Source organism: bacterium (assembly GCA_024228115.1).
Classification (GTDB): Bacteria; Myxococcota_A; UBA9160; order UBA9160; family UBA6930.
In genome coordinates this window covers 1-17,347 of the sequence record JAAETT010000511.1, presented here as the reverse complement: position 1 = coordinate 17,347, position 17,347 = coordinate 1, and the positions used below count along the sequence as shown (strand labels likewise).

Genomic DNA, 17,347 nt, shown 5'->3' with positions numbered 1-17,347 from the left:
GGCCTCAGGGGCGCGCCGAGCTGCGGATCGCTGCCGAGGCCTCCACCCGCCAACGATTCAATCGGGCCATCGAACAACTCGCCGCCTGACCCGGACCGATACCCTCAGGGGCCCGGATCCAATGACGGATTGGGGCTAGTTCCGTGTTGGGGGGGCAGAGATCGTGGCGGGTGTTCCGGCCGTAGGCGAATGAATTCGTTCTCTACCTTCCGTTCGCGGATTCCCGGCTGAATGCGTTCGATCGTGATGATCCGGCTGGCGGTTGCGCTGGGTGCCACGATCGGGCTCGTGCTGATTCTCCGGGATCTGCCCACGAGGATCGGGCCCGGCTTCGAGCCGTGGACGCCGCCCGGAGGGCCCGCTGAGGCGCGCGCGCTCATCTCGCGAGAAGCGTGCGCACAGCGCGATCCGCTGCGAAGGGCCTTCTTTGGTGATCTTCACGTCGACACGGCTCTTTCGATGGATACGGTGATTCGGGGCGGCACGTCGACGCCAGATGCCGCCTATCGATTCGCCCGGGGCGAACCGATCGTGCTTCCCCCGTCCCGCACTTTTTCCCTGGACCGCCCGCTCGATTTCGCCGCGGTGACCGACCACGCCGAGTGGATGGGTGAGACGTCCCGATGCAAGCGGCCCGACTCGCCCGTCTACGAGAGTTCGGCCTGCCGCACGTTCCGGGGCGAGCAGCCCTCCTGGATGGGCGACAACCTCTTCGGTCGCATTGCCGCCGTAGTCGGCTTCTTCGGGCGAAACGAAGGCATCTGCGGAGAAGGTGGCCTGGCCTGTCGTGAGGAGCTTCGCCGCGCCTGGCGCCAGACCCAGGCCGCTGCCGAGCGTTGGTACGATCGCACCTCCGCCTGCTCGTTCACGACGTTTCACGGTTGGGAGTACAGCGCATCGCCCGGGCGCTCGAAGGTCCATCGCAACGTCATTCTCCGAAACGAAATCGTTCCGGAACTCCCAATCTCGTGGATCGACGAGCCGTCCGCCGAAGGGTTGTTGCGGAAGCTCCGGGGGCGCTGCAACGACACTGGTTCTGGATGTGAAGCTCTCGCGATCCCGCACAATCCAAACGTCTCGAACGGACAGCTTTTTTCGCCGGACCGAAGTGGAAGCCTCGAGGAACAACGCGCACGGGCAGCGCTACGCGCCAGCCTCGAGCCTTTGGTCGAAATGGTGCAGGCCAAGGGCGAATCCGAATGCCGAAGCGGATTCGCTGGCGTCATGGGAGAGGATGAGCTCTGCGACCAGGACAAGATTCGCTGGATGGACGACGCACAGCCACCGGACTGCGGCGAGGACGCAGGCCGTGGCGCGATGGTTCATCGTGGATGTCAATCCAAGCTCGATTTCGCGCGCTACGTCCTGCTCGAAGGATTGCGAGAGAACACGCGGTTGGATGTGAACCCTTATCGCCATGGTTGGATCGGCGGAACCGACACGCATAACGGGACCCCGGGTGCGACGGACGAGGCGGTCTATCCCGGGCACAACGGGCTGACCGATGCGAGCTTGGCGAAGCGGATCAATGTCGAGAACGACAGCTACGCACCCTACCCACTGAGAAGTCCCGGTGGACTCGCAGGCATCTGGGCCGAGGAGAATACCCGCGACGCGCTCTTCGATTCCATGAAGCGCCGCGAGGCCTTCGCCACCAGTGGTACGCGAATTCGACCGAGATTGTATGGAGGCTGGAGCCCTCCCGAAGGTTCCTGCTTGCGAGCGGACGCTCCCGATGTTGCGGATGCGTGGGGCGTTCCGATGGGTGGAACGCTTCAGCCGCATCCAGAGGCCGCCGCCAGCCCGTGGTTCTGGGTTTCTGCATTTGCCGACGCGGTCGGAGGAGCCCCTCTCCAACGCATCCAGATCATCAAGGGCTGGGTTGGCGACGATGGTGAGTTCCATCAGGAAGTCCACGATGTCAGTGGTTCGGCTGCCGGAGACGCAGACGTCGATCGCGAGACATGTACCGGAACCGGGCCCGGTGCGGCGTTCCTATGCGGCTACTGGACCGACCCGAACTTCGATCCCAAGCGCCCGGCGGTCTACTACGCACGCGTGCTGGAGAACCCGACCTGCCGCTGGAGCGCCCTGCAGTGCAACGCGCTACCCGAAGCAGAACGTCCCGAGGCCTGCTCGGATCCAAGCCTCCCCTTGCGCATTCAGGAACGCGCCTGGACCTCGGCGATCTGGTACGACGTTCCAGGCGGGCGTTGAGGGAGGAAGGCTTCTCGCAGAGCCCACCGCTTCGCTCAGCGGATGTAGCCGGGCAGACACTCGCCTGAGGTGCGGCAAGCATCGAAAAGCCCCTCCTCGACCCAGGCACGTCTCACCTCGACTTCCTCGAATGCACCGTCGAGGCGACTCTTCTCGTAGGTCGAGCAGCCGTCCGGTAGTTCGTAGACGGCATGACGATCTTCCACGCCGGGGCAGCGCGTCTTCCATTTCTCGAGGTTGCGCCCGGCGCGCGCCAGCTCGAGCTGAGCGGCGCGGGCCTTCTCGGCCCACTTTGCGCGGATGAGTTCCGCATCGTTCACCACGGCTTCTTCGACGGGTGCCACGACGGCCACTGCGCGCGCCGCCGGTTTCGCTTTCTTTGGCACGGACTGCCCTTCGGAAGCCGGTCGCCGGCTCAGCCGGCCTTCCGGTTCGTAGTTCGTCGTTTCCACTGTTGCGCCTTCGGGAACCAGGCCTGCCGACGCGTATCCGATTTCCCCATTCGGCAATCGATACTTGACGATGCCGCCCGCCTGCCCGGGGGCGGCAATGCCGAGAACCACTGCGAACGCGAGGCTGATCAGGTGGAATTGCACTTCCCTGAGATCGGCGGGACATCGCCACCGCTTGAGCGGATCCAAGGACGCTCGCTGGGGTAGCATGCCGGCCATGAGTCATCGCGTGATCCAATGGTCCACCGGAAACGCCGGCCTGCGAAGCCTGCGCATCGTCTTGCATCACCCGGAGCTCGAGCTGGTGGGTCTACACGCACACAGCCCTGCGAAGCTCGGCAAGGATGCCGCCGAGATTGCCGGCGAGGGGGCAGCCGCGACAGGAGTCCTCGCAACAGGGGATGTCGACGCCTTGCTTTCGCTCGGAGCCGACTGCGTGATCTACATGGTGCAAGGAGAGACCCGCCCCTTCGAGGTGGTCGATGAGCTGTGTCAGATCCTGGAGAGCGGCACCAACGTCGTCTCCACCTCGATCGTATCGTTGGTCTATCCGCCCTTTGCCCACCCGAAACTTCGCGAGCCTCTCGAAGCGGCCTGCAAGAAGGGAGGGAGCACCCTCTTTACGAGTGGCATCGATCCGGGCTTCTCTGGAGATCTTCTTCCTCTCGCCCTGCTGAGCCTCTCGGATCGGGTCGATTCCGTTCGTTGCTCCGAGTTGATGAACTACGCCACCTATCCAGACCCGGACTTCACCGGAGAGCATTTCGGCTTTGCTCGGCCGCTTTCCTACCAACCGCCGCTCCTCCAACCCGGAGCGCTGCGTTGGGGTTGGGGAGGCATGGTCCAGATGCTGGCCGACGCCCTCGAGGTCGAGCTCGACGAGATACGCGAGAGCCACGATCGGAAGGTCAGCGACGTGGCCTTCGAATGCGCGATGGGCAAGGTCGAGCCCGGCATGGTGGACGCCGTTCGCTTCTCTCTCGAGGGAATCGTGAACGGCCGCATTGTCGTGGCAGCCGAGCACGTGAATCGGCTTCGCGATGCCGCCGCACCGGATTGGCCTGCGCCGCCCCCCGGCCGGGGCTCGGGTTACCGGGTCGAAATCGACGGCTCGCCCACGATGCGCTGCGATTTCGAGCTGCGGGGCCCGGATGGTGACAACAACACCGCGGGGATCACGGCGTCGGCGGCTCGGGTGATCAACGCGATCCCCGCGGTCGTTGCCGCGCCGCCGGGGATGGTCTCGACGCTGGACTTGCCTCACACTCCGGCGCGTGCATGCGTCGCGCGCTGAGAGCGAGTCCACATCCAGGGAGGTTTCGAGATGAAAGTCAAGGATGGTGTCGTCGTCGTGACGGGCGGTGCGAGTGGTATCGGCAAGGGGCTGGCCGAGCGCTTCCAGCAGGAGGGTGCGGGGCACGTCGTGGTCGCGGATCGGGATGAACCCGGAGCTCGAGCTGTCGCGGAGGCGATCGGCGGTACGGGCGTCGGCCTCGATGTGTCGCAGGAAGATGCCATTCGTTCCCTCGTCTCGGAGACCGAGCGTGCCCACGGCGGAATCGATCTCTTCGTTTCGAATGCAGGCTACGTCACCCTCGGAGGCCTCGAGGCGCCCGTGGAGGATCTTCAGCGCATGTGGGAAGTGCATGTGTTGGCGCATCTCTACGCAGCGCGAGCCGTCCTTCCGGGAATGATCGACCGCGGCCAAGGCTACTTGCTGAACACCGCATCGGCGGCCGGCCTGCTCACCCAGCTCGGCTCACTTTCGTACTCGGTGACGAAGCACGCAGCCGTCGCGTTGGCCGAGTGGATCGCCATCACTCATGGTCGCCAGGGCATTCGTGTCTCGGTGCTGTGTCCGCAAGCCGTAGAAACGGCCATCGCGGCCAACAGCCCGGATCGCGACAGGCTGGGCGGCGGTGGAATGGGCGTCGCGGGCCAGGATGGCGTGATCCAGCCCGAGGACGTGAACCAATGCGTCGTCGAGGCTCTCGACGAAGAGCGTTTCTGGGTCCTGCCACATCCCGAAGTCGCGGAGTACGCCCGTCGCAAGGGTGCCGACGTGGATCGCTGGATCGGCGGAATGATGCGCTTCCAGGAACGGATGTTCGGCGAGAACGAACAGCCTGGTGATTGGCTCATGCGCGATCGGTAGGGTGGGTCTCGCTGATCTCGATCTAGAGGTTCTTCTGGCGCATGAGCTCGAAGGACGTACCGGCGCTCTCAGCGTTCGCGTTGGTGACGAGCAGATCGAGGCAGGTGGCGGACGCTTTCCGATCTACAGCCTTGCCAAGACGATCATCGCAGCCCTTCTGGTTCAGTCGAACGATGAAGGCCAGCTCGGGCTAGACGATCCCCTTGCGCGCTGGCATCCGGAAGTGCCAGGTGCATCCGAGATGAGCCTTCGTCATGTGCTCCAGCATCGCGCGGGTCTGCGCGACTACGGGTCGCTTCCGGAATACCACGCGGCATTGGCCAGCACGCCGGGCCAGGCCTGGGGCCGCACTGCTTTCGCAGACCACACCTGGATGAAGGGACCGGTCCACGAGGCCGGGGAACGATTCCTATATTCGAACCCGGGCTACAGGCTGCTCCGCGAGGTCGTCGAGCAGGTCGCCGACGCAGGGTTCGAGGATCTCGTCGAAGCGCGAATCGCCAGGCCACTCGGGCTGACGCGGACATTCGTACTGGAGACCCATGCTCACTACGCCGAGCTGGTCCCAGCCTCCACCTCTCGCCTGACACAAGACGCATCACCGCGTGATGTGGGAGAGTCGATGGATCCAGGTTGGGTATTCCATGGAACGCTGGCTTCGACGGCTGGGGAAGTCCTCCGGTTCCTCGCCGCACTCGCTGGTGGATCGTTGGTTTCGTCCGAGGGGCTCGCGGAGATGACGCGTCTGCTCCCAATCGACGAATCGGCAAAGGGCTGGACGGTGCCCGCCTATGGTCTCGGGTTGATGGGGGATATCGGCTCGACCTTCGGCCCGTGTTGGGGCCACAATGGTGGCGGACCCGGCTACACCGCTTCAGCGTTCCACTTTCCGGTGCAGGCCACGACGGTGTGCGTGTTGTGCGCCGACGAGCGCGACGGGGCTGCTGAGCGTGTGCTTCGGTGCGTCTTGGAAGCGCTTCACTCGCCTGAACCTCAGGCTTCCGGGATCTCTTCCACACTCAGGTAGACTCGGCCGCCCTGCGCACGAACGCGTTCCACCTCTTCGTCTGCCCCCGCACTCTTCCCGCCGAGTCGGAGGATCGCATCGCAGCGCTCGGCCAAGGCGAGAGAGACCGGCATCATGATTCGATCGTAGTCTGCCTCTCCGGCAGCCTGGATGATCGGCAAGGCGAGGTTGACTCCGATGATCGGAACGTGGCCACGTTCGAAGACCGCGAGTGCGGCCTCATTCAAGAGGCGGAGCCTTGCGGCACGCTCCTCTTGGGAGGAGGCGCCGCTCCGGTAGGGCCCCGCGATCATGATCCAGCTGGCTCCGCTCATGGTTCAACGATACCCAGGGGCACGGCACTTCCTCGAGCGCGGACCAAAGCCATCCGATTCTCTAGCCTCTGTGTCGTTCCGTCCAAGGGAGAAGGCGTTGAAACACGTTTACTGGATCATTTCCGAGAAGTTGGCCGGCCGGCCGGGGCCCAATCGTGCGGCCTGGGATGCGGCTGCGCTCGCAGAGGGCGGGTTCCGGGCGGTGCTTTCCCTGGATACGCGAGAAGTGGACGGCGAGGCGCTCCGTGCGGCTGGGATCGAGCATGCTGTGGTCGAGCTTCCCGCAGACGATCAAGCGAACGAACAGACGGAAGCGACCTGCCTCGAACGCTTGCCCGAGGCTCAGGCCTTTCTCGAGACCCAGGCCGAGGCGGGCCGCAAGACCCTCGTCCATTGCAGCATGGGGCGCGATCGAACCGCTCTGGTGGGTGCCTATTTCGTCGCTTGTGCGGAGGATCTGGATGCTGATTTCGCAATCGCGAAGGTTCGAGACGTGCGACCCGACGCGCTCTTCGCGCCGCGTTGGGAGCCAATGGCTCTCCGATTGATCGATGACCTGATGAGCCAGCGCAAGCGCCGCCCGGGCCGAACACGCTAGTTCAAAGGCCATGTTCACGTTGCGCTTCGATATGCGATCCCCGGCCTCGGGTGGGCCGATTCAGGATCTCTACCAGGCGGCGATGGAGATGTGCGTCTGGGGTGAGAAGAACGGTTGCATGATGGCGATCGTCTCCGAGCATCACGGCTCTTCGGACGGCTATCTTTCCGCGCCTTTCGTGCTGGCCTCCGCCCTGGCGGCCCGTACCCGCAGGCTTCCGATCCAGATCGCCGCGTTGTTGGTTCCACTCCACGATCCGATCGATCTTGCCGAGCAGATGGCCGTGCTGGACATCGTGTCCGGAGGCCGGGTCTCCTACGTCTGCGCTCTTGGCTACCGCGAGGAAGAATACGCGATGTTCGGGCGCGACAAGCGCCAGCGTGGCAAACGGATGGACGCCTGCCTGGAGGCGATGCAGCAAGCCTGGACAGGGGAACGCTTCAGCTACGAGGGCCGGCCCGTTCGAGTTACACCCATGCCGCTCTCCGCCGGCGGGCCGCCGCTTCTCATGGGGGGCGCATCTCCCGCGGCCATTCGGCGAGCTGCCCGTTTTGGGATGGGCATGATAGGCCAGGGTGGACCGCCAGAGCTCGAGCAGCTCTACGCCGACGCCTGCAGAGAGTTCGGCACGACGCCCGGCTTGTTCATCAATCCACCCCCCGACGCGCCGACCTGCGTCTTCGTCGCTGAAGATCCGGATCGGGCCTGGGCCGAAATCGGTTCCTACCTTCTGCACGATGCAATGACGTACGGCAAGTGGATGGCCGCCGGTGGAACGAATGTGAGTGCCAGCGGCTCGCAGGTCCGGACCGTCGAAGCCTTGCGCGCCGAAGAAGGCAACTACCGCATTCTCTCCCCCGACGAGGCGAGAAGCCTCATCCAAACAGGTTGGCCCCTTCTCCTCCATCCCCTCGTGGGGGGGCTGCCTCCCGAGCACGGCTGGCGCTGCCTCGAGCTCGTTGCCAGCAAAGTCCTCTAGCGTCCCCTCGTCGGGTTCAGGGCTCGATGACGACCTTGCCCAGGATGCGGCGCTCCTGGAGATCACGTAGAGCCTGCGGAGCTTCGTCGAGGGTGTAGCGTTTGGAGACATAGGGATTGAGCTGGCCGGAGGCGGTCAGCCGGTCGAGATCGCGGACGATGGCATCCCGGGTCTCGGGTTCCCGGCCCACCATGGCGCCAAAGAAGACGCCAACGATCTGGCAGCCCTTCAAGAGCGTCAGGTTCAACGGGATCTTGGGGATACCTGCGGTAAAACCGATGACCAGGAAGCGCCCGTTCCATGCGGTGGCACGAAGGGCGGCCTCGGCGTATTCACCGCCGACTGCGTCATAGACGACATCGGCACCCCGACCATCGGTGAGGGCTTTCGTGCGTTCCTTCAAGTCTTCGACGGAGTAGTCGATCGTTTCGTCGGCGCCGCGTTCGCGGCAGAGGGCGAGCTTGTCGGCGCTCGATGCGGCTGCGATGACCCGTGCACCCGCGAGCTTGCCCAGCTCTACCGCCGCCAGGCCGACGTTTCCTCCGGCACCGAGCACGAGAAGTGTTTCACCCTTCTGCAGCTGGCCTCGATACTTCAAGGCGTAGTGCGAGGTGCCGTACGCATATTGCATGCCCGTCGCCTCGGCAAAGCCGATGCGTTCGGGCATGGGTCGCGTGCTGATAGCACTGACCAGGGCTTGCTCAGCAAAGCCACCCGTAATTCCCGTAGCGCCGATCACGGAATCACCAATCGCAAATCCATCGACGCCTTCACCGACCTCCCGGACGATGCCGGCAACCTCTCCACCGGGAAAGAAGGGAGGCGTTGCCTTGAACTGGTAGGCATCCTCGATGATCAATGCGTCGGGGAACGTCACCCCTGCCGCGCGGACGTCGACGACCAGCTGGCCCGGTCCGGCCACGGGATCGGGCACCTCCTCGACGACCAGTTTTTCCGGCGGCCCGAATTCTCTGCAGATGACAGCTCTCACGGATTCTCCTTTGGTGCCCGATGCTAGCGCCAGCCGCGGGGGTTGTTCTCGAGTTCTTCCGCCAACCGGTCGACGGCGTTGCCCAATCTCTCACCGTCCTCCGGAAAGCGACGGATCAGATTGTGGCCTTCTTGATCCCGATGCACATCGGAGAGCATGCTCTTGTCGCGCCCGAGATCTCCAGTGGACGCGAGATACTTGAAGCGCGCATTCCGGGCACCGGCGGGTTCGCCGCCGAGGGTCGGAAAATAGAAGAGCAGCTCATGCGGAGAGGCTGCGCCCTTCTCGAAGACATTGCTGAGATCGGCTCCGTCCACGATCCGATCCTCCGGCAACGGAATACCCGCAAGGCCCAGGAGCGTCGGGAAGATATCGATGTTCATGGCAATCTCGTCGCTCACGCCTCCCGCGGGAATTCGCCCGGGCCAACGTGCGATCATCGGTACGCGTTGTCCGCCCTCGAGCACCTCTCCCTTCCTGCCCCGAAGGTTGCCCGGGCTCCCATTGTAGTCCGCGCCATTGTCGCTCGTGATCAGGACCAGGGTGTTCTCTGCAAGGCCGAGCCGGTCGAGAGCTTCGAGGATTGCACCCGTACTGCGGTCGAGATCCTCGACCACATCGCCGTAGACACCGCCTTCAGAGGAACCCGCATGCTCCGGATCCGCGAAGTGCGGTACGTGCGGTGCCGTATGCGCGAGGTAGAGGAGGAAAGGCCCAGCCTTGTGTGCGTCGAGGACCGAGAGCGCCTCCTCGGTGAAACGTCGGGTCAACTGCCGCTGATCCATCCCGACCATTTCGACATCGGCATCCTCATCTCGGAATGAACCGCGGTTGACGAGCGGTGTTTCGTCGCGAATCTCGATCTCGTCGTTCCGAAAGAGATGCAAGGGCTGCATGTCGTTGCTGAAGCGGACTCCGACGTACTCTTGGAAACCGAAATCGTTGGGCAGATGCCCGGACCGATCTCCCAGGTGCCACTTACCAATCATGCCGGTGGCATAGCCGGCGGCACCCAGGGCTTCGGGCAAAAGGATCTCATCGGTAGGCAATTCATTGCCCACGCCCAACATCTTTCGAATCGTCCCGACGAGAGTCCCTTCGGGAAAGAAGACGTGGTACTGCGTTCCCGTTCGCACGGGAAAGCGGCCGGTGAGGAGTGCCGCACGAGACGGCGTACACACCGGCGAAGCCGAGTAGAAATCCGTCATCCGCAGGCCTTCGGCTGCCGCCTGGTCGATGTGCGGGGTGCGAATCAGTTGGCTGCCGTAGCTTCCGAGATCACCCCATCCGAGATCGTCGAAGAAGATCACGACGAAGTTCGGTGGTTCCGCCAGCTTCTCCGCTGAAACGGCTGCTAGATAGGCCGCCTTCTCCGACGCATGTTCCGGATGCGTGGGTGCGTAGAAGAAGGTCACCTGTGCCCAGCGCAAGCCCAATCCCACGAGCGCCACACCCAGCACCAGGAGCAAGAGCGCTCCAAGGCCACTCGCCAGCCGCCAGAACAGTTTCCCCATGGGACGGGCCTCTATCTTGACTGCGGGAGCGATTTCGGGGACTACTGCCTAGGCGAAATCGATCACCGAGCGGATGACCTCGCCTTCCTGCATGGCACGGAAGGCTTCGTTCACTTCGTCGAGCTTGATGCGTTGGCTGACCATGTTTTCGAGATCGAGCTTGCCGGCTTTCCAGAGGCGAAGCAGCTTCGGCATGAAGGTGCGCACGTTGGCACTGCCATACATGGAACCACGCAGTGTCTTGTCCCCGAAGAAGAATTCGAAAGCCGAGAACTCGATCTTCTGCTCCATGCGGCCGACGCCCACGATCACGGCGGTTCCACCACGGCGAGCCGCGTCGTACGTGGCTCGGATGGTCGCGGGATTTCCGATGCACTCCAGGGCGTAGTCGAAGCCCTCACCGCCGGTGATTTCCGTCTTCAAGCCTTCGAGGTCGTCAGGCTTGCAGACGTGGGTCGCGCCGAATTGCTTCGCAATGGCCAGCTTCGAATCGACCAGATCGACTGCCAGGATCTCGGCAGCCCCCGCAATGCGTGCGCCCTGGATCGCGGAGATGCCGACACCGCCCGCACCGATCACGACCACCGAGCTGCCCGGAGTCACCTTGGCGGTGTTGATGGCGGCGCCCACGCCAGTCGTCACGCCACAACCGATCAGCGACACCAGCCCGAGCGGGATGTCGTCGTCCACCTTCACGGCCGCGCTTTCCGGGATGATCATTTCCTCGGCAAAGGTTCCACAGCCGGCCATGCCCATGGTCGGGTTGCCGTCGAGCACGAAATGCGGCGTGAACATCGGCCCCATGCTCTGACAGAGGTAAGCCTCGCCGCGCAGGCAGCTCTTGCAGTTCCGGCAGGCGGGCGTGAAGGAAATGATCACCGGATCGCCGGCCGCAAGCTCGCTGACGCCGGGGCCCACTTCCTGGACGATGCCCGCACCTTCGTGGCCGAGCACGCAGGGCGTGCCCACCGGGATCGTGCCGTTCTGGGCCGATACGTCCGAATGGCAGACGCCGCTCGAGACGATCTTCACGTGGACTTCGCCCGGGCCGATATCGACCAGGCCGACGTCATCGCGGATTTCGAGGGGCTTGTTGAGTTCGGTGAGGACGGCGGCTTTCATGGTGTCTCCGGCTGATCAGGAAGGATGGGAAAGGAAGGGAGCATGCTATCGCCAGCACCCGAATGCGTCCACACAGGCCCAGGGCGCCTCAGTCCAGGAACGCTACGACCCTCGCTGGCGCTGCACTACAGGCAGCGAGTTTCATGGGGAAGAAGCCGACTTTGAATCCGGCCGGAGGAAGGGCCGCGAGATTGTCGAGCTGCTGCACGATGAAGACTTCTCGCTCCCGGCCAGCAAAGTGACCGTCCCAGATTTCGCCTGGATCCCCGGTCTCGGTGAAGGCACGTCGCATCTCGAGGAAGGGCCGGTCCCAGCCGGCCGCATCGGTGCCTAGAACCTTCGCTCCGAGTTCCGCCAGGAAGAGCGTGCCCTCACGCGTCATCCCGGGGTAGAGGTAGAACTGGAGGTCACCGAGGCCGAATCGCTCCTGGCCGGTTCGGAGGAGTACGGCGGTTTCGGGCCCGATCCGTGCGCCCGTTTCGTCGATCGCAGCCTGCAACGCTTCGACCGTGATTCCCTTGGCAGGCTCGGTGCGCTCGCGAAGGTCGAGCACCACGCCATCGCAATAGAGTTCACCCAATTCGATGTCGGTGATCGTCCGGGCCGGCTTGCCTTCGCATGTCGTGCCGTAGTGGAGAGGTGCATCCACGTGGGTTCCCAGATGGCTCGAGAAATGGAGTGTTTCGTCGCCCCAACCTTCGCCATCGGGCAGGTCTTCTTTTGTGCAGCCGAAAAGCGCACACATGATGTCGGCGCCGCCTTCGGCTGGCCGGATCGGATCGATCGACGGAACGAGCACGGACGCCGCAACACGCGCCGCCTCGGGCATACGCTCCAGGTCGGTCGCATCGAGAAGGCGAGTCAGGTCTACCAGTTGCATTGCCCCCCCTACGCCAGCCCAGGTGCTCGCTTTCGATCGAGGTGGCCTTCGGCGATCAACCACCGCAGCGAATCGGCATAGGTCTCATGCACCGGTCGCCACGTGACACCCAGCTCTTCGAGTTCGGGAGAATCTTCGACGAGTCGAGTCCGGGTCACGAAGGTCATCGCCTCACGGGTGAGTGGGAATTCGATCGGCACGATTCGGCGCACGACGTCGCCGGCCACGCCCAGGCCTCGAAACATCCACCCGGGGCCAGGGATCCGACGGATGGGCCGGCCGGTAACGCCAGCGAGCAGATCGCCGAGGGTACGCCACGGCAGGAAATGCCCGGCAGCGATGACCCGACGCGTTCGACCGGATGCCAGCATCGCAACCAGGGCTTCGGCGAGATCTCGTGCATCGACGCACATGTAGCCTCCCGAGGTATGGAAGATGCAGGTGCGCACGAAAATGATGAGTGCGTTGTTCGCTTCCGAGAGGCCGGGGTCGTCAGGGCCGTGGATGGCGCTCGGGTAGATCGTGGCGATCGGAGCCCCCTGATCTTGAAGTCGGCGAACGTAGGCTTCACAGTCGGCTTTCGAGCGGCTGTAGCCATCGTTCGCGTCGATGATCGGACCGTCCGCCCTCGTATCGCCACCCCACGGATCGAAGATCGCACCGAAGCTGGAGACGTAGGCGATGTGTCGGAGCCCACGTTCGACTGCGCCTCCGATGACGAGCTCCGTGCCACGCACGTTCGTCGTCATGACCTCGGCTGCGCGTTTCGCTTCGATACTGACGAGGCCTGCCGCGTGGAGCACTCCGTCGCAGCCCTCGAGGCCTGCCGTAACGGCTTCCGGGTCGGTCATGTCACCCACCACGAAATCGGGCATCGGAACCGATGACCTCGAGAAGGCCTGACGCAACTTTTCTTCACTGCGTACAAGGCAACGTGTCTCGTGCCCGGCCCGGGCAAGAGCCACGGCGGCATGAAAGCCGACCAGTCCGGTTGCACCTGTGATCATCACTCGCACGGTTTTGTCATCCCGGGTCGAGGGGGCTTTGCCCGTCTGTTCGCGGATCGGAACGAATTCCGGCTGGCGCATGGCGCGCCGTGCATGGCCGGAACGGCTCAGCGTAGCGTGCGATCGTGGCGCTCTCCTCTGTTCTCTTCAACGTGGATCCGAGAGCTTGACGTAGACCCGGGTGTTGCGAGCCGAGCCATCCGGGTGGCATCCGTCATTCAAGAGGGTCTCCTCGAGCGTGAACTCGCAGCGTTCCGCGACGCGCCAGCTCTTGCGATTGAGTTCGCTCATACGAAGCTCGACACGCTGTGCTCGGAAGCTGCCGAATGCGAGGTCCGTCAAGGCTCGTACGGCCTCGCTCACGTAGCCCTCGCCCTCGTGGGCCTCGTGGCACCAATAGCCGATTTCGAAGCGACGCTCGTCCCAATCGAGACGTGGGATGCCGCAATTGCCGACGAAGGCGCCACCCTCGCGAAGAAAGAGAGAGAAGGAAAGCGATTCGCCGGCTAGATGTTTTGCTCGGAGGGCCACCAAGTGCTCGCGCTGCCATTCCAGCGTCGGGATTTCCGTCGCCCATGCCATCCAGCGATGCAGGTTCAGGAACGACGCGTGAATCCCCGCGAGGATCTCTTCGGCTTGATCCGGGTGGAGAGCGCGGAGCGCGAGGCGATCTGTGGTGAGCTCCAGGGGGATGTCCGGCTGGGCGCTCATCACGAGAAATCGAACACGTCCAGCATGCCACGCACGCCTTGATTGTTCTCGAAAAAATCGAAATCGATGCTGAGGGCAGCAGCGAAGATGACGGCGCGCTCGTCCGTGCTCCAGGTTCCTTGCTCATAGTCGATCATGAACGAATCGGCGTCGGCGAAGACTTCACGCAGCGCGCCACTCCAGCGTTTGGTGATGACCGAGTCCCCGCTGCCGCGGGTACTCAGCACCGGAAATGTCCATAGGCGCCAGAGCGGGCTGCGAACCTTCGCGAAGGTCATCCCGGTGGCGTCTCGCAGGTCATATCGCTTGTAGAGGATGCCGAAGCGGCGATGCACGCTGCCGAGTCTCTCGCCTTGTGCACCCGTCACCTCGAGATCCGAGAACAAGAAGAAGAACGACCGGGCGAGCTCGAGCAAGAGCTGATTTTCGCGGTCTACCACGCGGATCTGGAAGCCCCGGTGGGATCTCAGGATGGCGCGCTTCAGGAAGTCTGCCGTTCCGCCGGCTCGCTCAGCGATGGTCCCGAGCTTCTCCTGCTCGGAGCCCAACACTTCGTATTGATTGCGGGTTTCCCAGTCGACGATGATCTCGGTCCATTCCTTGCGTTGACGAATGAAGAGCTGGCGGTGGTCATCGAAGAATCTCTCGAGCATGAATCGGCTTCTCCCGGGATGGGTCAGTGGTCGACTGAGTCGAGGGCTGGAGGTGCGGGCGGCGGTCTCTCTTCGGCTGGGCGGCCGCCGAATTCGACGACCCTTGGCGCGAAGAGGCTCGTCATGCGATCGCGGGCCCGTTGGCGCCGAGCCGTTCCCCCCGCAATCCGCGGCTCTGCACCAGCACCACGACCATCAAGCCTGCGGCAAGCCAGAAGGGCCAGGCCATGTTCCGATCGAAGAGGAAGCCAGCGGCTGCAGGGCCGAAGATGCGCGCGAGGGAGGCCATCGATTGGTACGTCGTCATTACGGCACCGCGGGCTTCCGGACTGGCCTCGAATGACGTCAAGCTCATCAGCGATGGTTGTGAAATGGCGCGGCCTATTGCAGAGAGGGTCAGCGGAACCAGGAGCAATCCGATGCCCGGCGCCAGGGGCAAGAAGAAGAAGCCGACGACGAGGAGTGCGGATCCCGCCATGACCAGGCTGCGTTCCGAATAGCGTGCCGCCAGCGCTCGCATGCCGCCGCCCTGAACGCCCCCCATGACCAGGGCCATGCCCACGAGCAGGAAACCCAGGCTGCGGGCGTCGAGATGGAATGCGTCCTTCATGTACAGAGGAAACATGTTCTCGAGCTGGGCAACGGCCAGGGAGAAGAACAGGTAGATGATGCACGCTTGGCGAACGCGCGGATTGCGCAGGATTTCAATGCGGCCCAGGGTGCGCTCTGGCGCGCTTCGGTGCGGAGGATTTCGCAGCGCGAACGCGGCGAACACGAAGTTCAGCCCCGCAAGGCCTGCTGCGGCAAACATCGGAACCGCGTATCCGTAAGGGGCGAGCAATCCGCCAATCGCCGGGCCGAGTGTGAATCCCACGCCGAAGCTCGCACCTAGCATGCCCATCCAGCGGGTGCGGTCTTCATCGGAGGTGACATCCGTGATATAGGCCGAAGCCACGCCGATGTTCGCGGCAAAGCCCCCCGCGAGGATTCGAGCAGCGAACAGGCCTGCAAGGGATTCAGCAAAGCCCAGCCAGGCCAGGGAGAGCGCGGTTCCCAGCACGGTGACGAGCATGACCGGCCTGCGGCCGACCCGATCCGAAATCCGCCCCCAGAGCGGCGCAAACGCGAACTGGGCCAGGGCATAGGAGCTCTGGATCAGCCCATAGGTCCATCCGTCCGCCCCGAAATCGGCCGCCCAATAGGGCAGCACGGGCATGACGATGCCGAAGCCGATCAGGTCGACGATGACGACGCTGAACAGGATGGCGAGAGAGGTCTTATGCGGTGCGGCGTCCATCGGCGGGGCGGAGCATGGCGGCGCTGTGGTGCCACCGCAAGCAGGGCCGCGGGGACGCGCAGGTCCTGCGGCCAGTCGTCTCCGAACTCCAGGCCGGACGAGATTTTCGTGGCTCGGCGATGCTCTCCCGCATCTCCTGCGCATTCCAGTCGAAGCCCTCCATTGCGGCACCCGATCTGCCGATACGGCCCCTACAAGGAGAACGCCATGGCCAAAGCATTCGGCCTTCTATTCATCGCGGGGCTCCTCTGGGTGGGCCTCACTGTCTACACGGAAGGGAGCGAGCACGCTTTCGGCGGCCTGTTCGCTTCCGTGAACACCGAGCCCCTGGACGCTGATTCCGGTGATCGGCTTTCGACGCCCAAGCGCGCAGGTCTCGCCGTCGAACGAGCCCACGAAGCAGCCAACGATCGTATGGAGCGTCAGCTCGGCGAGGGTTCCTGATCGGCTAGGGCGGTTCGCCGCTCAGTTCGTTCGCCTTCATCAGCCTGCCTTCCAGCCCGTCGAAGGTCTCCGCTCCTTCGATGACCTGCTGGGAAAAGGGGTCGTCGTCGACCCCGGAGGATGGCCACGGGCAGATGATTGTGAACGGAACGTACTGTATCGTAATAGGCACGGATCGACGGGAGCCGAGCTGAGGTCGCTGCAACGGGTTGAACCTGTTGGTGTTTCCAGGTCGGCGAAAGGAGACGTGGCGTGCGGTCTCGAGCAGACGGGGGTGCGACTGCCGGGCGACCCCGGAGCGAGGAGGCCCACCAGGCCATCCTGAAGGCCACCCTCGATCTCCTTTCCGAGGTGGGTTTCTCGGCGTTGACGGTCGAGGGCGTCGCGCATCGGGCGGGTGTCGGCAAGGCGACGATCTACCGGCGCTGGCCGTCCAAGCTTCCGCTCGTCGTGGAGGCCTTCGGCGAGCTTCCCGCCTTCGAGGACGTGGATTCGGGAAGTCTCGAGGGTGATCTCAAAGCCATGCTCCGCCGCTACCTGGAGAACTTCCTGGCAACACCGTTGGCCACGGCGTATCCGAGCCTCGCTGCCGAACGCGCGCACAATCCGGATCTGAGCGAGCTACTCGATCCGATGTTGAAGCGACGGCGCCGGCCCTTGGCCCTGGCCTTCGAGCGCGCACGTGATCGAGGAGAGTTGGCGCCGGGCGTGGACATCGATCTGGCAGCGGATCTCGTCGTCGGGCCCATTGCAGTGCGTCTGTTCTTTCGCGGCATGCAGGTGCATCCGGACATGGTTGAAGCGATGGTCGATCTGGCCCTCAGTGGCCTGGTCTCCAGGAGAAGCTAGCCTGAACTATGCACGAAAGTTGGCTGAGAAGCTGGCTTTCCAATGTTTCAGCGTGCCGCGCGGCGATTGACGCTGACGGATCTCGTTTTGGGTGGTCGATGCCCATTCCGTGGCGCGAATGCGGAGTGTGCTTCGGC

At 63.8% G+C, this 17,347-nt stretch carries 19 protein-coding genes; 8 read left to right on the top strand and 11 right to left on the bottom strand.

Features of this window, described 5'->3' with window-relative positions; genetic code table 11:
• Positions 1-231 precede the first annotated feature (231 nt).
• Positions 232-2,217 carry a DUF3604 domain-containing protein gene (locus GY937_21680; GenBank protein ID MCP5059323.1) on the top strand — a complete coding sequence of 662 codons (1,986 nt, stop codon included), beginning with the start codon at positions 232-234 and terminating at the stop codon, positions 2,215-2,217.
• A gap of 35 nt (positions 2,218-2,252) precedes the next feature.
• Here the strand turns inward: GY937_21680 and GY937_21675 are convergent, their stop codons facing one another.
• Entirely contained in the window at positions 2,253-2,813 is a 561-nt protein-coding gene (locus GY937_21675; GenBank protein ID MCP5059322.1) for a hypothetical protein, read from the bottom strand.
• A gap of 73 nt (positions 2,814-2,886) precedes the next feature.
• Between GY937_21675 and GY937_21670 the strand changes: the two genes are divergently transcribed.
• The 3 genes from GY937_21670 to GY937_21660 are packed head-to-tail and all read left to right on the top strand — an operon-like array spanning position 2,887 to position 5,851.
• Positions 2,887-3,963: a dihydrodipicolinate reductase gene (locus GY937_21670; protein MCP5059321.1), complete on the top strand. Its 1,077-nt coding sequence runs from the start codon at positions 2,887-2,889 to the stop codon at positions 3,961-3,963.
• A gap of 30 nt (positions 3,964-3,993) precedes the next feature.
• Positions 3,994-4,824, top strand: a complete 831-nt coding sequence (locus GY937_21665; GenBank protein MCP5059320.1) for an SDR family oxidoreductase — start codon at positions 3,994-3,996, stop codon at positions 4,822-4,824.
• Position 4,825: 1 nt separating this feature from the next.
• Positions 4,826-5,851 carry a beta-lactamase family protein gene (locus tag GY937_21660; protein MCP5059319.1) on the top strand — a complete coding sequence of 342 codons (1,026 nt, stop codon included), beginning with the start codon at positions 4,826-4,828 and terminating at the stop codon, positions 5,849-5,851.
• On the opposite strand, the gene GY937_21655 is transcribed toward GY937_21660, so the two are convergent.
• Complete coding sequence (locus GY937_21655; GenBank protein ID MCP5059318.1) at positions 5,818-6,165, bottom strand: hypothetical protein; 348 nt, start codon at positions 6,163-6,165, stop codon at positions 5,818-5,820. The two genes, GY937_21660 and GY937_21655, sit on opposite strands and share 34 nt — an antisense overlap.
• A 97-nt stretch (positions 6,166-6,262) precedes the next feature.
• Here GY937_21655 and GY937_21650 point away from each other — a divergent pair, with 97 nt between their 5' ends.
• Together GY937_21650 and GY937_21645 are read left to right on the top strand one after the other, a co-directional pair.
• Positions 6,263-6,763 (top strand): protein phosphatase, encoded by a 501-nt coding sequence (locus GY937_21650; GenBank protein ID MCP5059317.1) that lies wholly within the window; start codon positions 6,263-6,265, stop codon positions 6,761-6,763.
• A 10-nt stretch (positions 6,764-6,773) separates the two neighbouring features.
• The gene (locus GY937_21645; GenBank protein MCP5059316.1) at positions 6,774-7,742 is read left to right on the top strand and encodes an LLM class flavin-dependent oxidoreductase; all 969 of its coding nucleotides are present in this window, start codon (positions 6,774-6,776) and stop codon (positions 7,740-7,742) included.
• 16 nt (positions 7,743-7,758) lie between these two features.
• On the opposite strand, the gene GY937_21640 is transcribed toward GY937_21645, so the two are convergent.
• The 8 genes from GY937_21640 to GY937_21605 all read right to left on the bottom strand — a co-directional run bounded on the left by GY937_21640 (position 7,759) and on the right by GY937_21605 (position 15,917).
• Positions 7,759-8,733, bottom strand: a complete 975-nt coding sequence (locus tag GY937_21640; GenBank protein MCP5059315.1) for an NADPH:quinone oxidoreductase family protein — start codon at positions 8,731-8,733, stop codon at positions 7,759-7,761.
• A 23-nt stretch (positions 8,734-8,756) separates the two neighbouring features.
• Positions 8,757-10,247 (bottom strand): sulfatase, encoded by a 1,491-nt coding sequence (locus GY937_21635; GenBank protein ID MCP5059314.1) that lies wholly within the window; start codon positions 10,245-10,247, stop codon positions 8,757-8,759.
• A 48-nt stretch (positions 10,248-10,295) separates the two neighbouring features.
• A complete protein-coding gene (locus GY937_21630) occupies positions 10,296-11,369 on the bottom strand; it encodes a Zn-dependent alcohol dehydrogenase (GenBank protein MCP5059313.1) in 1,074 nt (357 codons plus the stop codon).
• An 88-nt stretch (positions 11,370-11,457) separates the two neighbouring features.
• Entirely contained in the window at positions 11,458-12,249 is a 792-nt protein-coding gene (locus GY937_21625; GenBank protein MCP5059312.1) for a cyclase family protein, read from the bottom strand.
• 8 nt (positions 12,250-12,257) lie between these two features.
• Positions 12,258-13,337: an NAD-dependent epimerase/dehydratase family protein gene (locus tag GY937_21620; GenBank protein MCP5059311.1), complete on the bottom strand. Its 1,080-nt coding sequence runs from the start codon at positions 13,335-13,337 to the stop codon at positions 12,258-12,260.
• 66 nt (positions 13,338-13,403) lie between these two features.
• Positions 13,404-13,967: a GNAT family N-acetyltransferase gene (locus tag GY937_21615; protein MCP5059310.1), complete on the bottom strand. Its 564-nt coding sequence runs from the start codon at positions 13,965-13,967 to the stop codon at positions 13,404-13,406.
• The gene (locus tag GY937_21610; GenBank protein MCP5059309.1) at positions 13,967-14,620 is read right to left on the bottom strand and encodes a hypothetical protein; all 654 of its coding nucleotides are present in this window, start codon (positions 14,618-14,620) and stop codon (positions 13,967-13,969) included. The genes GY937_21615 and GY937_21610 overlap by 1 nt, the downstream gene beginning before the upstream one ends.
• A 121-nt stretch (positions 14,621-14,741) precedes the next feature.
• A complete protein-coding gene (locus GY937_21605; GenBank protein ID MCP5059308.1) occupies positions 14,742-15,917 on the bottom strand; it encodes an MFS transporter in 1,176 nt (391 codons plus the stop codon).
• 207 nt (positions 15,918-16,124) lie between these two features.
• On the opposite strand from GY937_21605, the gene GY937_21600 reads away from it, so the two are divergent.
• Complete coding sequence (locus GY937_21600) at positions 16,125-16,361, top strand: hypothetical protein (GenBank protein ID MCP5059307.1); 237 nt, start codon at positions 16,125-16,127, stop codon at positions 16,359-16,361.
• Between the two features lie 4 nt (positions 16,362-16,365).
• Here GY937_21600 and GY937_21595 read toward each other — a convergent pair whose 3' ends face one another.
• The gene (locus GY937_21595; GenBank protein MCP5059306.1) at positions 16,366-16,533 is read right to left on the bottom strand and encodes a hypothetical protein; all 168 of its coding nucleotides are present in this window, start codon (positions 16,531-16,533) and stop codon (positions 16,366-16,368) included.
• A gap of 80 nt (positions 16,534-16,613) precedes the next feature.
• On the opposite strand from GY937_21595, the gene GY937_21590 reads away from it, so the two are divergent.
• Positions 16,614-17,210, top strand: a complete 597-nt coding sequence (locus GY937_21590) for a TetR/AcrR family transcriptional regulator (protein MCP5059305.1) — start codon at positions 16,614-16,616, stop codon at positions 17,208-17,210.
• Positions 17,211-17,347: the final 137 nt, after the last annotated feature.

Coding starts and splice junctions, on each gene's coding strand:
- GY937_21680 (MCP5059323.1), top strand. CDS start 232: ATGCGTTCGATCGTGATGATCCGGCTGGCGGTTGCGCTGGGTGCCACG.
- GY937_21670 (MCP5059321.1), top strand. CDS start 2,887: ATGAGTCATCGCGTGATCCAATGGTCCACCGGAAACGCCGGCCTGCGA.
- GY937_21665 (MCP5059320.1), top strand. CDS start 3,994: ATGAAAGTCAAGGATGGTGTCGTCGTCGTGACGGGCGGTGCGAGTGGT.
- GY937_21655 (MCP5059318.1), bottom strand. CDS start 6,165: ATGAGCGGAGCCAGCTGGATCATGATCGCGGGGCCCTACCGGAGCGGC.
- GY937_21645 (MCP5059316.1), top strand. CDS start 6,774: ATGTTCACGTTGCGCTTCGATATGCGATCCCCGGCCTCGGGTGGGCCG.
- GY937_21635 (MCP5059314.1), bottom strand. CDS start 10,247: ATGGGGAAACTGTTCTGGCGGCTGGCGAGTGGCCTTGGAGCGCTCTTG.
- GY937_21630 (MCP5059313.1), bottom strand. CDS start 11,369: ATGAAAGCCGCCGTCCTCACCGAACTCAACAAGCCCCTCGAAATCCGC.
- GY937_21625 (MCP5059312.1), bottom strand. CDS start 12,249: ATGCAACTGGTAGACCTGACTCGCCTTCTCGATGCGACCGACCTGGAG.
- GY937_21620 (MCP5059311.1), bottom strand. CDS start 13,337: ATGCGCCAGCCGGAATTCGTTCCGATCCGCGAACAGACGGGCAAAGCC.
- GY937_21615 (MCP5059310.1), bottom strand. CDS start 13,967: ATGAGCGCCCAGCCGGACATCCCCCTGGAGCTCACCACAGATCGCCTC.
- GY937_21610 (MCP5059309.1), bottom strand. CDS start 14,620: ATGCTCGAGAGATTCTTCGATGACCACCGCCAGCTCTTCATTCGTCAA.
- GY937_21605 (MCP5059308.1), bottom strand. CDS start 15,917: ATGGACGCCGCACCGCATAAGACCTCTCTCGCCATCCTGTTCAGCGTC.
- GY937_21600 (MCP5059307.1), top strand. CDS start 16,125: ATGGCCAAAGCATTCGGCCTTCTATTCATCGCGGGGCTCCTCTGGGTG.